A 15,320-nucleotide genomic window follows, 5' to 3' on the forward strand; every position below is an offset into this window, starting at 1 on the left:
TCTTCCACAACCTGTGAGGAGAAAAATCAATGATATAAAAATTACTAAAAAGGATGAGATCCCTCGCTTCGCCTGGGATGATCTCTTTTTTGTCATTCCCTCGATACCCCTCTTCATTCCCTCAATCTCTTTTTCAACAGCTTTATCTGCTCCTTTACACTCTTTTTTGAACTGCTTCCGTAGGAGATTTTTGCCTCAATTGAACCTTCCGAAGTCAGTATTTCGTAAACATCTCTGTCAATTTTGCTGGAAAACTTTTTAAATTCCTCCATACTTAAGTCTGTGAGGTTCTTTCCCTCTTCAATGCAGTAAAGCACAATTTTTCCTGTTATTTCATGAGCATTTCTGAAGGGAACCCCCTTTTTTACAAGATACTCTGCAAGGTCTGTAGCAGTGGTAAAGCCTTTCTCTGAAGCCTCTTTCATCTTATCTTTAATGAACTTTATCTCAGGAAGCATCTCATTAACTATTTTAAGGCTCATGCTCACTGTTTCAACTGTATCAAAAACAGGTTCTTTGTCTTCCTGCATGTCTCTGTTGTATGTAAGTGGAAGTCCTTTCATTGTTGTAAAAAGAGAAAGCAGATTTCCATAAACTCTGCCTGTTTTACCTCTAATTAATTCTGCGGGGTCTGGATTTTTCTTCTGAGGCATCATGCTTGAACCAGTTGAGAATCTATCGGGAAGCTCTATGAATTTGAACTCATCCGTTGCCCAAAGTATTAGCTCTTCAGCAAACCTGCTTAAATGCATCATGACCATTGCTCCACAGTATAAAACATCAAGGACAAAATCTCTATCTGAGACAGCATCAATGCTGTTTGGAATAACTCCTTCAAATTCAAGCTCTCTTGCAGTGAATTCCCTATCAATTGGAAGGCTGCTACCAGCTATTGCACAGGCACCAAGGGGACACTTATTTATTCTTTTTAATGCTTCTTTAAGTCTTTCACGGTCTCTTTCAAACATCCATGCATAGGCGAGAAGATGATGAGCAAGAAGCACTGGCTGAGCCTTCTGAAGATGGGTGTAGCCAGGCATAATTGTATCTATATGTTTTTCAGCAATGGATATGAAGGTTTTCTCAATTTCTGTGAGTTGTTCAATAAGTTTAGAAACTTTTTTCCTGAGATAGAGTCTCAGGTCTGTTGCTACCTGATCATTCCTTGACCGTGCGGTATGAAGCTTTGCACCTGCAGAGCCAATCTTTTCAATAAGAGCTCTTTCAATGTTCATATGAACATCTTCAAACTCCTCTTTGAATTGAAATTTACCCTGCTCAATTTCTTTAGCAATCTCTTTAAGTCCCCGAAGTATCTGCTCAAGCTCAAAGGCATTAATAATACCCTGTTTATGGAGCATCTTTGCATGAGCAATGCTTCCATCAATGTCCTCTCTCCAAAGTTTATGGTCAAAAGAGATGGACTGGGAAAACTCTTCAAGAGTCTTTGCTGTCCCTTCCTTAAACCTTCCACCCCACGGCTTTTTCATTTATTTATCCTTACTCCTCTGCCTTTGCTTGACGCTCTTTCTGCCTCTCAGCAATTATTTTCTGTGCAATATGAGAAGGAACTTCTTCATAATGAGAAAACTCCATTGAATAAATTCCTCTTCCAGATGTCATGCTGTGAAGCTGATTGGCGTATGTAAGCATCTCTGCCATTGGAACAAGAGCAATTATTTTTTGATTTCCTCCTGCCTGAGGTTCAACCCCCTGAACCTTTCCTCTTCGGGCATTGAGATCTCCAATTATTGTGCCAAGAGTTTCATCAGGAACAATAATTTCAGCTTTCATAATTGGCTCAAGAAGTACAGGCTTTGCCTCCATAAAAGCTTTTTTTAGAGCAAGGGCTCCAGCAATTTTAAATGCCATTTCTGATGAATCCACAGGATGATAGGAACCATCATAAAGGGTTACTTTTATGTCAATGATTGGATAATAGGCAAGAATTCCCTCTTTCATTGTTTCAATAATTCCCTTCTCAACTGCAGGACGATACTGCTGGGGAATTACTCCACCAACGATTTTGTCAACAAACTCATAGCCTTTGCCTCTTTCCAGTGGTTCAATCTGAATCCAGCAGTCTCCATACTGCCCACGGCCACCTGACTGCTTCTTATACTTACCCTGTGCTTTTGCAGAGGCTTTTATTGTCTCTCTATAGGGAACCTTTGGTGCCATAAGATTAACTTCAACTCCAAATTTTCTTTTTAATTTCTCAAGAGCTACTTCAATGTGAACCTGTCCCATTCCACTGAGAATCATGTCCTTTGATTCTTCATCTCTGGAAAATCTCAGTGTCGGGTCTTCTTCAAGAAGCTTATGAAGTCCTGCACTAACTTTTTCCTCATCTCCACGAGTTTTTGGTGCAATTGCATAAGATATGATTGGTTCAGCAAATCTAACTTCAGGTAGCTGAACTGGATTGTTTTCATCGCATAGAGTATGCCCTGTAAGTGTATCCTTAAGTTTAACTGTTGCCACAATCTCTCCAGGACCTGCTTTCTGACAGGGTATTTGAGATTTCCCGAGAATATAATAAATCTGACCAATTCTTTCCTTTGTCCCTGTATTTGGATTAAGCACCGTTGAGTCAGCCTTGAGCAAACCAGAAAAAACTCTTATGTAGGAAATTTTTCCAGCAAAGGGGTCAATCGTGGTTTTGAAAACATAGGCAGCAAGTGGTTCAGTTTCAGAGGGCTGTCTTATGACTTCACTTCCATCCTTTGGATTGATACCTTTTATAGGATATATATTTGCTCTTTCCTTTGGGTCAGGTAGAGCAAGTATGATGCTGTCAAGTAATGCTTCTATGCCAACTCCAACAAGTGCTGAACCTGCCAGTACAGGGATGAATCTTCTTGCTAAAGATGCATCATGCAATCCCTTCCTTAACTCTTCTTCAGTAAGCTCACCACCTTCAAGATATTTTTCAAGAAGGCTGTCATCAAGCTCTGCAATCTTTTCTACAAACTTTTTTCTATATTCTTCAACAGTTGAGGAAAGATACTCTGGAATGGATGCCTCCTTTAGTGAGTTTCCTTCATAAATGTAGGCTTTTAATGAAATCAGATCAACAAATCCGTTTAATCCTGGACCTTCACCAATTGGAAGTGTCAGAGGTATTGCTTCCTGTCCGAAGACTTTTTCAATCTCAGCAACAGCTCTATCAAAGGAAGCATTTTCTTTGTCAAGTTTGTTTACAAAAACAACTCTTGGAAGGTCATACTCATCGCAGTATTTCCAGATTCTCTCAGTTTCAGCTTTTACTCCTGAAATTGCACTTACAATAACTACAGCACCATCAACAACTCTAAGAACTCCTTTTGTATCTTCAAGAAAGTTTACAAAACCTGGAGTGTCTATTATGTTGATCCTATAATCTTTGTAGTCGCAATACACAGCTTTGGAGCTTAATGTCATGTTTCTTGCAAGCTCTTCTGGTTCATAATCAATTACCTTGCCTGTTGTCTCTCCAGTTGTAACCCTGTCAATCTGCCCTGTTTTAAAAAGGATTTGCTCCGCAAGCTTTGTGTTACCTGCACCTGCATGGGCAACGATTGCAATATTTCTAATTTTACTGATATCTCTGCTCATACTCCGCCTCCTTTTTTATTTTTTAAATTTTCCTTCGGCTAAAATTAATTTCCCATCTTACTTACCTTTAGTTTTAATCTTCATCTCCAAAAACTCTTTTGTAAATAAATTCTATATTTCTTGTGTAATAGTTTAGCTCAAAAATGCTCTTTATTTCACCTTCAGTGAGATATTTTCTCACCTCACTATCATTAAGCAAAAGATCCATGAAAGGCTTGCTGTCTTTCCAGCTCTGCATGGCATTTGATTGAACAATTCTGTATGCTTCCTCCCTTGTAAGTCCTTTTTCAATCAATGCAAGAAGAACACGCTGAGAATTATAAAGTCCAAAACTTAGTTCAATATTTTTAAGCATTCTTTCAGGATAAACTCGCAAATCTTTAATTATTTCATAAAGTCTGTTTAGCATATAATCAACCAAAATGCAGTTGTCAGGGATTATAACTCTTTCCACTGAAGAATGAGATATATCTCTGTCATGCCATAAAGCAATATTTTCAAAGCTTGCGAAGGCATTTGAACGAACCAGCCTTGCAAGCCCGCTAAGATTTTCACAACCCACTGGATTTCTTTTATGTGGCATTGCTGATGAGCCTTTCTGTCCAGCAGTAAAGGGTTCTTCTGCCTCCAGCACCTCTGTTCTCTGAAGGTGTCTTATCTCAACAGCAACCTTTTCAATCATTGCAGCAATCAATGCAAGAACACTTAAAAATTCAGCATGTCTGTCCCTCTGGACTACCTGAGTTGCCACAGGCTCTGGTTTAAGCCCAAGTTTTCTTAGCGCAATTTCTTCAATTTGTGGTGGAATATTTGAAAATGTTCCAACAGCACCTGAGATTTTACCCACAGAGATTCTATCAATTGCTGAGACAAGCCTGTCAATGTTTCTTTTTGCCTCTTCATACCACAGAGCAAATCTCAATCCAAAAGAAGTTGGCTCAGCATGAACTCCATGACTGCGCCCCATGCATATTGTGTCTTTGTATTGAAATGCTTTTTCACGGAAAAGCTCTTTGATTTTCTCCAGATCGTTCATTATTAGTTCTGCTGCCTGCCTCATCTGCAAAGCCAGTGCAGTATCAACAACATCAGATGATGTAAGCCCCATGTGAATGTAACGTGATACTGGTCCAACCTTTTCAGCTACAGCAGTTAAAAAAGCTATTACATCGTGTTTGACAGTTGCTTCAATTTCATCAATTCTTTTGAGGTCAAAGTCAGCTTTCTCTTTTATTTCCTTTAAAGCATCTTTGGGAATTTTTCCAAGCTCTGCCCATGCCTCGCAAACAGCAATCTCAACTTCAAGCCATTTTCTGAATTTGTTTTCAGGACTCCAGATTTCACCCATTTGTTGTCTTGTGTATCTTTGTATCATAAATCCTCCTCCCATATAATTCTTTCTGGTTTTATGATTACGCCATTACCAAAGCCTATTCCAAGTATTTTCCCTGTTTTATCCTTAACCTTTACCCATCCTGCAGGAACAATGCCTGAGAGAATTTTTATAGAGTTGCCATTAATAAATCTTTTAACCAGCCTATCATCTACTGTCACAGATGGGATAAAATATAAAGCCCTGTCAATATTTAATATGGATGAAACTGAACTATCTAACCCTTTTTCATATAGGGCTTTCAATCCATCAATATCAGTTGAATTTTCAATCTTAAACTGTCCCACCCTTGTTCTCTCAAGTTCTACTATGTGAGCACCCATTCCCAGTTGTTCACCGATGTCATGACACAGAGCCCTGACATATGTGCCTTTGCTGCATACCACCCTGAATGTGACAAATGGAAGAGCAAATTCTTCAATATTAAATGAGTGGATGAAAACCTTTTTTGGTTTTCTTTCTATCTCAATTCCTTTCCTTGCAAGTTTATGAAGAGGCTGTCCTTCCACTTTAACTGCTGAATACATTGGCGGAGTCTGCATTATTTCACCTTTGTATTTTCGAATTATTTTTTCTAATTCTGTTCTATTAAGTTCAAAATTATCAACCTCTTTTATAACTTTTCCTTCAGCATCATGAGTATCCGTTGAAATCCCGAATCTTGCTTTAAAAATATATTCCTTTTCAAGTTCCATAAGAAGCGGCGCTATTTTAGTTGCCTCATTAAGACATACAAGCAAAACTCCCGTTGCCATTGGATCAAGTGCACCAGCATGTCCTGCTTTTTTAGCTTTTAAAATCTTTTTTACTTTTGTAACAGCATCCTGACTTGTAAATCCCTTTGATTTATTAAGAACTACCACTGCGTTCATAAATCCTTATTGGACCTATTCCCTTTAATTCAAAAATTATAAGGAAGCTGAATTCAGAGGTTTTTCTTCCCTGTATTTCCACAGGTCTTCTTGTTATTGAAATATTCGCTGCCCAGCAAGACTCAGCATATCTTATATTTAATGAACTATCTCTTAATCCAGCTCCTTTAGCATCATAGTTTACATTTGCTGTAAATGACCATTTTTCTGACAGTTTTTTCACTACTGTCATTGCATAGGTTTTTATTTTTCCCTCTTTTTCCTGAACATTGTACTGATCCCTTAATGTAGGAGACCACAAATAGGCAGGAGAAAGTGCTTCATTTCTTGTATATCGCTCACTTAATGATAGAGATGTTGTTTCATCCGGAGAAAAGCTTATATCACTGTTAAATCTTTCAATTCTTTTTTTCGATATATTCTGATATGTATCAAATCCAAGACTTATTTTCCAAAATGAGATTCTTCCTTCCAGAAGAACAGGATAAAGTTTATCCCATTCATTTTTTGCCCTAAAGTCATATACCTGCGTAATTCTTGCCTCAGCATTAAAGCTTTTCAGGTTTAATTTATTATAAACTCCAGCCCTTAAAAGTGCTGTATCATCAATTATCTCAGAACTCTTTAAAATTGGCGGCTTACCATTGACTCCAATAAAAATTCCTTCTACAAAAGGTTCAATGAGATGAGTAAAACTTTGCTGTGTTTTGTAAATTTTCATAAAGACTTTTGCATTATACTGAATCATTTCCCTGTGAGAAGTATTCTCATAGGGAGAGGTTTTTTCAAGATTGTAAAAGATTTCATTTAATCCGAGCGTTTGCGTTAATTTAATAGCATCTCCCATTGTATGACTTATTTGAGGAGCTATCTCAAATCTCTGTCCTTTAAGTCCATCTTCTTTATAAAACTCAGCCACATTGGTGTTAAAATTTACATTAAATTGTCCAAGCCTGTATGGATAGACCACATATCCAAGCTCTGTTTTTACTGGAGGACTTGTGTTTCCCTCTTTTAGATCCTTCCATCCCTGTCCAAGTAAATAAAATCTTGATTGAACTCCAGGAACAGAAAGCTCTACAGAGGACTGTAAAAATCTATCATATCTTGCTGAAAGGTCTTTGCCGTATTCTTTAAAAAGAAATGTATTGGAAGCTGAACGAACATCCCCGTATTCCCTGTAAAAGTCATTTTTATTAACATAGTTTAAATCTACAAGCAAGTCAAAGTTTTTAAATCTTTGAAGATGAATTCCTCTTAATTCAATATAATCTTTGTTAAGTTTTCTATCTTTAATCTGATAGGCATACCACATTCCTTTTGTGTCAAAGTCAAGGTATCTGTATTCAATTGCCTTGCCAACCCCGATTTTTGAAAAATAGTCAATATAAAATGTTGCATCTTTATTGCTGTCAATTACAAGATAATAAGCAGGACTGAAACGAAATCCACGAGTATTTGAGTTTCCGAATTTTAATGGTAAAAAACCTGACTTTTTAGTTTTTCCTCCTGGTCCCCAAAACACTGGAGTAAAAAGAATGGGCACATCTTTTACTTTAAAAGTTGTGATTTTTGATGTTAATGAATCATCAACTATAAGGTCAACAAACTCTCCTGTAAAACACCATGGTTGAGCACTGTCTGGCTCTGGTTCACATGTGGAGAATGTGGCTTTTTTAGCCTTATATTTTATTTCACTTAATCTTTCAATTTCTTTAGCTTTTATCCACATATCCTGTTTTTTTATGTGAAGAAGGGCATTTTTTAAAAAACCTGTTTTTTTGTCTCTGTTAAATTTTCCTTCCTCTGCCCAGGTAGTAATTTCATCGTCATCATAATAAAGGTCTCCATAGGCTTCTATATCAGCAGTGTTTTCATAATAAATTACTTTCTGAGCTTTAAGATCAAAAGTTCCATCACTCATATAAACATCGCCGATTGCAATGATTTTTTTGTCTTTTTCAAATCGTTCCAGTGTGTCAGAGATTATCTCCATAGCGAATAAAGCAGAAACATTTAAAAAAATGGTTAAAGCGATCAATAAACTCATTATTAACCAGCTTTTGAATCTGCCTGTGTTATATTTCATGTAAGCTCTCCAAGTCTTCTATGCAATGTTTTCTCACCAAGATACTCTTTCAGTTCACCTATTAAATAAGTTGAGCCTGTGCAAAGAAGGAACTTATGGTTATTTTTACATATGGAAAGCCCCTTTTTAAAAGCTTCTGTCGGGTTAGGCACAAAGAAATCAATCATTGAAGTACAATTTTGATTTAATTCTTCATATGTGATAGCTCTTTCATAGTGAGGCACTGTAAAGATTATTTTATGAGCATAAGTTTTAAAACAATCAATAAATCCTGATACATCTTTATCTCGCATCATCCCAAAAACTATCACAGGTCTTTCATCTGTAAGAGCTTTTAGTGATTTTACTAAAGCCTCCGCAGCAGGTGGATTATGGGCTATGTCAAAGATTATAAGAGGTTGCTTTGATACAACTTCAAGTCTTCCCTGTAATCTGACATTTTTAAGTCCTTCTTTAATAAAATTTTCATTCCATTGAGGATATACGCTCATAAAAGCTTTTAATCCTACAGAGGCATTTTCAAGTTGATGATGTCCTGTAAGAGGTAAAAATAAGGCTAAAGGCTGAATCTTGAAGCCTGAAGCCTGAAAAACAAAGCTAATTCCATCTAAATCAATTGATTTAAGCTCAGCTGAAAACTCTTTCCCATATGTAAAGACTGAACAGCCGAGTTCACTGGCTTTTTTATAAATCTCTTGTTCTGCATAAGGATTTTGCTTTGATGTAACAACAGGAACTCCTTTTTTTATAATCCCTGCCTTTTCTCTTGCAATAGAGCTTATATCAGCTCCGAGAAAATCCTGATGATCAAGTCCAATACTGGTAATTACAGAAATAACAGGTGTTACCACATTTGTAGCATCAAGCCTTCCTCCCATACCTGTCTCAAGGACTGCGTATTCAATGTTTTTTTCTTTAAAGTAAAGAAAAGCCATTATAGTAACATATTCAAAAAAAGTAAGCTCCTCTGCAAAAGGTTTAATTTTTTCAATTAATCTTACAACTTCATCTTCAGAAATTTCTCTATCATTAACAATTATTCTCTCTGTAAATCTTGTAAGATGCGGAGAAGTGAAAAGTCCTGTATTTAATCCGTGCGTCCTTAAAAGAGTGTAAATTATTTTAGAAACAGAGCCTTTTCCATTTGTACCTGCAATATGAATTGATTTAAAACTTTGATGGGGATTGCCAAGCTTTTCCAACACTGAGAAGACTCTTTCAAGACCAAACTTTATGCCATTTGTTCTTTTTCTATAAAGTTCGTTTATCAATTCTTTATATTTCTTTGTCTCTGTCATACTTCAGAAACACTGTCCTGAGGAAGGTTAGACGAATTATTAAGATTATAGGAGCTTGATGCTGGCATAATAATTTCAATTAGCTTATAAATAGTACTTTTTAATTCCTTTCTTTCTACAACAATATCAACCATTCCGTGTTCAAGCAAAAACTCGGCTCTCTGAAATCCTTCGGGAAGTTGCTGTTTTATTGTTTCTTGAATAACCCTCGGTCCTGCAAAGCCTATAAGACTGCGGGGCTCTGCAATGATTATGTCACCAAGCATAGCAAAAGATGCAGTTACACCTCCAAAAGTGGGATCAGCTAATACAGAAATATAAAGTATGCCTGCTTCTTTAAGTTTACCTATTGCCTGTGCTGTTTTAGCCATCTGCATCAATGAAAACATTCCTTCCTGCATTCTTGCTCCACCAGATGAAGATACGATAATTAAAGGAACTCTTCGCTCCAATGCTCTCTCAGCAGCTCTTGTTACTTTTTCTCCAACAACTGTTCCCATGCTTCCACCCATGAAGGAAAAATCAAGAACAGCGATTACTACATCTCTTCCATTGATTTTTGCATCACCATAAATGGCTGCTTCTTTGAGCCCTGTCTTTTTTTCATTTTCAATAAGCCTTCCTTTATATGGCATCGTATCTTTAAAGTCAAGAGGATCAGGACTTTTAAGTTCAGGGTCTAATTCTATAAAGGTTCCGTTGTCTGTTATAAGGGAAATTCTTTCTTTTGCTGAAATTCTAAAGTGATACTGACATTTAGGGCAAACCTTAAAATTGTTCTCAAGCTCTTTGCGATAAATTATTTCTTTACAGTTTTCACATTTTACCCACAATCCTTCAGGAATTTTTACCTTTTTCTCTATTTTTGGTTCTTTTCTTTTAAACCATGCCATTTATTGCCTCTCTGAGTGATTTAATAAAATCATAAGCCTTTTCAGGCACTTCATGAAAAATCTTTACAATGGCACTTCCCACAATTACTCCATCAGCGAATTGGGCTACATATTTAGCCTGCTGAGGTTCACTGACTCCAAAACCTACGCAAACAGGTTTTCTAAAACTTTTAACGAAATTTATATGCTCAGTGAAAGTGTTGTCAAGTCTGAGTTCAGTGCCTGTTATGCCTGTTATTGACACATAGTAAACAAACCCAGTTGAAGCTTTTACAACTTTTTTAACTCTTTCTGGAGTTGATGTGGGTGCTACGAGGAAAATTGTATCAATACCGTATGCTTTAGCAAAATGTCTATAAATTTCCGATTCATCCACTGTAAGGTCAGGGAAAATTACTCCTGACACACTGGCTTTGCTTGCATCCTGAAAAAACTTTTCTATTCCGTATCGGAAAACAGGATTTAGATAGGTCATTAAAATTATGGGTGTATCTATGCTCCCCTTGAAATCGTGTAGAAAACTGATTATTTTTCTTAGAGTTACACCAGAGTTTAATGCCCGTTCTGCTGCTCTCTGTATTGTTGGTCCGTCAGCAAGAGGATCTGTAAAAGGCACACCAAGTTCAATAAGGTCAGCACCAGCCTCACTTAAAAGCTTTAGCCTCTTTGCAGTCTCATCAAGGCTGGGATCTCCTGCCATAATGTAGGGTATAAATGCTTTTTTGCCTTGTTTTTTTATATATTCAAGCTTTTTTCTAACAGCAAACCCATTCATAAAGATATTCCTTTTATCCTCGCTACTTCCTGAACATCCTTGTCTCCTCTTCCAGAGAGGTTTACAATAATTATTGAATCTTTTGGCATCTCAGGTGCAATCCTTACTGCCCAGGCCACTGCATGGGCAGACTCCAAAGCAGGAATAATTCCTTCGAGTCTGCTTAAAAGCTCAAATGCTTCTAAAGCTTCATCATCTGTTGCGTATGTATAGTTTACCCTGCCTGTGTCTTTTAGATAGGCATGTTCAGGACCAACAGAGGCATAATCAAGGCCTGCACTTACAGAGTGAGTTTCAAGAATATTTCCATCTTCATTTTCAAGAACATAGCTAAGGCAACCCTGAAAAATTCCCTTTGCTCCTCCTGCAAATCTTGCTGCATGAAGCCCTGTATCAATACCTTTACCACCTGCTTCAACACCAATCATTTTTACATCTTTATCCCCCAAGAAAGCACTGAAAAGTCCTATGGAGTTACTTCCACCTCCAACACAGGCAACTAAAACATCGGGAAGTTTGCCTTCTTTTTGAATTATTTGCCTTTTTGCCTCTCTACCAATAACACTTTGAAAATATCTAACAAGAAGTGGATAAGGATGAGGACCAAAAACAGTGCCTAAAACATAATGAGTTGTCCGCACATTTGTGGTCCAGTCTCTTAAGGCTTCATTTATGGCATCCTTTAAGGTTTTTGAACCTGTATCAACTGGAATAACCCTTGCACCAAGAAGATTCATTCTGAAGACATTGAGCTTTTGCCTTCTTATATCCTCAGTTCCCATGTATATGTCACAGCTTAGTCCGGCAAGTGCAGCACCTGTTGCAGTAGCTACACCATGTTGCCCTGCTCCTGTTTCAGCAATAATTCTTTGTTTTTTCATTAATCTTCTTGCAAGCAGTGCCTGCCCAAGAGCATTGTTTATTTTGTGAGCACCTGTATGGGCAAGATCTTCTCTTTTTAGATATATCTTTGCTCCACCAAGATATTCAGTTAATCTCTTGGCAAAGTAAAGAGGTGTCGGTCGCCCCACATAGTCTTTAAGTAAGGCTTCAAATTCAGCATTAAAATTTTTATCTCTTTTTGCCCTTTGAAAAGCTCTCTCAAGCTCTTCAAGTGCAGGCATTAAGGTTTCAGGGACGAAGCGGCCTCCATACTCTCCAAAGTATCCTCTTTTTTTACCCATGAAAAGTATTATAGCATGAAGATTTTAAGTTTTGCATTTGATAACAGGCTTACATAATTTCTTAAAATGCCTTTCTTGAAAGGATTTCTTCCGCTTCCCTGTCTAACTTTTTCACTCATTGCCCCATGAGGAATTAAAGCTAAATAATAATAACCATTGCTACAGTGTATTTTTTTTCATGAGAGAGGGATACAAAAATTTTCCTATTCAATCCTTCTATTTTAACCTCTGGTGAACCATCAGAATTGTTTTTTACTTCAATATGCTTTAAAGTTAAACCTGAAGGTTTTTTCAGTGCCTTAATCACTGCTTCTTTTACAGCAAAACGAGCTGCAAGATGGCAGAAAGGATTTGAATAACTAAAGCTGTAAGCAATCTCTCCTTCAGTAAAAACTCTATCTAAAAATTTTCTTCCAAATCTTTCGTATATTTTTTTTATTCTTTCAACGGAAACAATATCAACACCAATCCCTTCAATCATTGGACTGCCCAGCTCTTGGGTATAAATATTTTTTCAAAGGTATAAAGGGCATATCTGTCTGTCATTCCTGCAATAAAATCACATATCTTTCTGTGAAGTTCCTTTTCTCCAAGACCCTGAGCATCTATTGCTTGAGGATTTTCAAGGTAATAATTATAAAGACTTTCAAGTATTCTCTTTGCTTTTTTAAATTCCTGAATAACCCGCTCATTGTAATAAACTTTTTCAAAAAGAAAATCTCTAAATTCAGAAACCATTTCTTCCATTTCATAAGACATGGAGATTTTTTTATAATCTTCTTTTATAGTGGTAAAAATAACATCTCTGACCATCTTATCAATTCTCTTTGAATGTCTATCACCAAAAAATTTTAAAAACTTTTGCGGAATATCATTTTTTTTGATAATTCCAGCTCTCAGTGCATCATCAATGTCATGGTTCAGATAGGCAATAACATCTCCTACTCTAACGATCTGACCTTCAAGAGTCACTGGCTCGTCACTTAAGATCTTTCCCCTACCTTTTGAATGTTTAAGTATTCCGTCCCTTACTTCAAATGTAAGATTAAGTCCTTGTCCATTTTTCTCAAGAACATCAACTACTCTCAAACTCTGCTCATAATGTTCAAATCCTCCTGGATGAAGTTCTCTGAGGATTGCTTCTCCTGCATGTCCAAAAGGAGTGTGTCCCAGATCATGCCCAAGTGCAATGGCTTCTGTAAGGTCTTCATTAAGTCTTAAGGCTCTTGCAATTGTTCTGGCAATTTGAGAAACTTCAAGCACATGAGTTAGTCTGGTTCTATAGTGGTCACCCTGAGGAGAAAAGAAAACCTGAGTTTTATGCTTCAGCCTGCGAAAAGCTTTGCTGTGAATAATTCTGTCTCTGTCACGCTGAAAGGCTGTTCTAATATCATCCTCTGGTTCAGACTTCAGCCTTCCCTTTGTTTGACAGCTTAAACATGCCCTGGGATGTAGAACACTTTTTTCTATTTCCTCATATTGTTTTCTAAGGTTCATATAAACATTATTCCATGATTTGTTTTACAGCTTTCACAAGCAATGGAATTTCTCTTTCCTGTAAGGTTCTCGCATCAAAAATAACAAAATCTTCCTTTATTCTCCCAATAACTGGAGGCTGAGTTTGTCTTAATTTTCCTGAGAATTCATCAGGCTTATCTGTCCTGATAGCAATAACATAGGTTTTAACTCCACTTTCAGGAAGTGAGCCTCCACCTGGCATTGATACATCTTCTTTGAGCATTGCCTCAATTCCGTGTTTTTTAAACAATTTCAATATCTTAGCTGCTCTTCTTTTAATTTTTTCTGGTGGTTCAAGAATCATTCTCAATGTGGGAATTTTTTCAATAGCTTCTTTTTCATCAAGATAAAACATTAAAGTTGCCTCAACAGCTGCAAGCGTAAGTTTATCAACTCTTAATGCCCTCATAAGAGGATTTTTTGATATTCGTTCGATAAGCGCAGATTTGCCAATTATAAATCCTGCCTGCGCTCCTCCGAGAAGTTTATCTCCACTGAAAGTAACAATATCAGCTCCTTCATCTACCACTTCCTGAACTGAAGGTTCTCCATAAAAGCCGTATTTTTTTAAATCAATAAAACATCCACTGCCAAGATCAACCATTACCGGAATTCCTCTCTGTTTTCCAAGTTCACATAGTTCTTTTACTGAAACTTCTTCGGTAAAGCCGATAATCTTAAAATTTGATCTGTGCACTTTCAGTAACAGGGCTGTATTTTCATTTATTGCTCTTTCATAATCGCTTAATCTGGTTTTATTTGTTGTTCCCACTTCCCTTAAGATGGCACCTGATTGAGCCATAACATCCGGAATTCTAAAAGAACCTCCTATTTCAACGAGTTCTCCACGAGAAACGACAACTTCTTTATCTTTAGCAAGTGTGTTAAGACAAAGGAAAACTGCACCTGCATTATTATTTACAACAACAGCTGATTCTACATTCACAATTTTTCTAACAGCATCAACTATGTGAACATATCGTTTGCCTCTCTGCCCTTTTTCTAAATCATACTCAAGATTTGAATAACTTTGCGCAATTTCAACAACATGTTTTATTGCCTCTTCTGGAAGTATTGCTCTTCCAAGATTTGTATGAATCACAACTCCTGTTGCATTTATAACAGGCTGAAGAGAATACTTTTTATTTAAAGAATTCTTTATCTCTTCAATTATGCTGTCTTCATCAATCTCTAAAAAATTGTCTTTTAAAACCTTAGCTCTCAAACTATCAAGAACCTTTCTTACTGCTTCCCTGACCAGTGAGTAAGAATATTCTTTAAAGAGAACTTTTATTTTTTCATTCTTTAGAATTCTGTCAACTGACGGGATCTTTCTTAAAATATCGGGTTTATCCATAATAGATTTTCAATTATTCTTTCAATTTTTCTTCAATCTTTGTAATCCTTAGATTCATTTCATTTATCAGAGCTTTCATGTTTTCAATCTCATCTTTTGTTGCTAAATTCATCCCCTGAAGTGTCTTTTGAATCATTTCTTTAAAGTTTTCTTTAAAGCCCTCCTTTGCTTCTTCAGATTTTGAGATGAATTCATTAATTATTTTTGCAGCCTCAGACTCGCTCATCTTGCCTCTTTTTACAAGGTCATTGAGAAATTCTTTAAGTATTTCCTGCATTCCAAGACAGGCAAAAATCATATTTTTAAACAAATCCTGTAATGCCATTTTTTCCTCCTTGTTCAAT

General features: G+C 36.7%; 13 protein-coding genes. All 13 read right to left on the reverse strand.

Features of this window, described 5'->3' with window-relative positions:
- Positions 1-113 precede the first annotated feature (113 nt).
- Complete coding sequence (gene argH / locus V4D31_RS07680; RefSeq protein WP_353685854.1) at positions 114-1,490, reverse strand: argininosuccinate lyase; 1,377 nt, start codon at positions 1,488-1,490, stop codon at positions 114-116.
- Between the two features lie 10 nt (positions 1,491-1,500).
- The gene (gene fusA / locus V4D31_RS07685) at positions 1,501-3,597 is read right to left on the reverse strand and encodes an elongation factor G (protein WP_353685855.1); all 2,097 of its coding nucleotides are present in this window, start codon (positions 3,595-3,597) and stop codon (positions 1,501-1,503) included.
- 73 nt (positions 3,598-3,670) lie between these two features.
- Positions 3,671-4,972, reverse strand: coding sequence for an adenylosuccinate lyase (gene purB, locus V4D31_RS07690; RefSeq protein WP_353685856.1), 1,302 nt, complete (start codon positions 4,970-4,972; stop codon positions 3,671-3,673).
- Positions 4,969-5,862 carry a tRNA pseudouridine(55) synthase TruB gene (gene truB, locus V4D31_RS07695; RefSeq protein ID WP_353685857.1) on the reverse strand — a complete coding sequence of 298 codons (894 nt, stop codon included), beginning with the start codon at positions 5,860-5,862 and terminating at the stop codon, positions 4,969-4,971. The genes purB and truB overlap by 4 nt, the downstream gene beginning before the upstream one ends.
- Positions 5,840-7,951 carry an LPS assembly protein LptD gene (gene lptD / locus V4D31_RS07700; RefSeq protein WP_353685858.1) on the reverse strand — a complete coding sequence of 704 codons (2,112 nt, stop codon included), beginning with the start codon at positions 7,949-7,951 and terminating at the stop codon, positions 5,840-5,842. Before lptD ends, truB begins: the two co-directional genes overlap by 23 nt.
- Positions 7,948-9,249: a folylpolyglutamate synthase/dihydrofolate synthase family protein gene (locus V4D31_RS07705; RefSeq protein ID WP_353685859.1), complete on the reverse strand. Its 1,302-nt coding sequence runs from the start codon at positions 9,247-9,249 to the stop codon at positions 7,948-7,950. Before V4D31_RS07705 ends, lptD begins: the two co-directional genes overlap by 4 nt.
- Entirely contained in the window at positions 9,246-10,142 is an 897-nt protein-coding gene (gene accD, locus V4D31_RS07710; protein ID WP_353685860.1) for an acetyl-CoA carboxylase, carboxyltransferase subunit beta, read from the reverse strand. The genes V4D31_RS07705 and accD overlap by 4 nt, the downstream gene beginning before the upstream one ends.
- Positions 10,129-10,917, reverse strand: coding sequence for a tryptophan synthase subunit alpha (trpA, locus tag V4D31_RS07715; RefSeq protein WP_353685861.1), 789 nt, complete (start codon positions 10,915-10,917; stop codon positions 10,129-10,131). Before trpA ends, accD begins: the two co-directional genes overlap by 14 nt.
- Complete coding sequence (gene trpB / locus V4D31_RS07720) at positions 10,914-12,101, reverse strand: tryptophan synthase subunit beta (RefSeq protein ID WP_353685862.1); 1,188 nt, start codon at positions 12,099-12,101, stop codon at positions 10,914-10,916. Before trpB ends, trpA begins: the two co-directional genes overlap by 4 nt.
- Before the next feature lie 139 nt (positions 12,102-12,240).
- Complete coding sequence (acpS, locus tag V4D31_RS07725) at positions 12,241-12,582, reverse strand: holo-ACP synthase (protein ID WP_353685863.1); 342 nt, start codon at positions 12,580-12,582, stop codon at positions 12,241-12,243.
- Entirely contained in the window at positions 12,579-13,598 is a 1,020-nt protein-coding gene (locus tag V4D31_RS07730) for a deoxyguanosinetriphosphate triphosphohydrolase (protein WP_353685864.1), read from the reverse strand. Before V4D31_RS07730 ends, acpS begins: the two co-directional genes overlap by 4 nt.
- Positions 13,599-13,605: 7 nt before the next feature.
- Entirely contained in the window at positions 13,606-14,976 is a 1,371-nt protein-coding gene (gene selA / locus V4D31_RS07735; RefSeq protein WP_353685865.1) for an L-seryl-tRNA(Sec) selenium transferase, read from the reverse strand.
- 13 nt (positions 14,977-14,989) lie between these two features.
- The gene (locus V4D31_RS07740) at positions 14,990-15,301 is read right to left on the reverse strand and encodes a hypothetical protein (RefSeq protein WP_353685866.1); all 312 of its coding nucleotides are present in this window, start codon (positions 15,299-15,301) and stop codon (positions 14,990-14,992) included.
- Between the last annotated feature and the right edge of the window lie 19 nt (positions 15,302-15,320).

The sequence above is a fragment of the Thermodesulfovibrio sp. 3462-1 genome (assembly GCF_040451425.1).
Classification (GTDB): domain Bacteria; phylum Nitrospirota; class Thermodesulfovibrionia; order Thermodesulfovibrionales; family Thermodesulfovibrionaceae; genus Thermodesulfovibrio; species Thermodesulfovibrio obliviosus.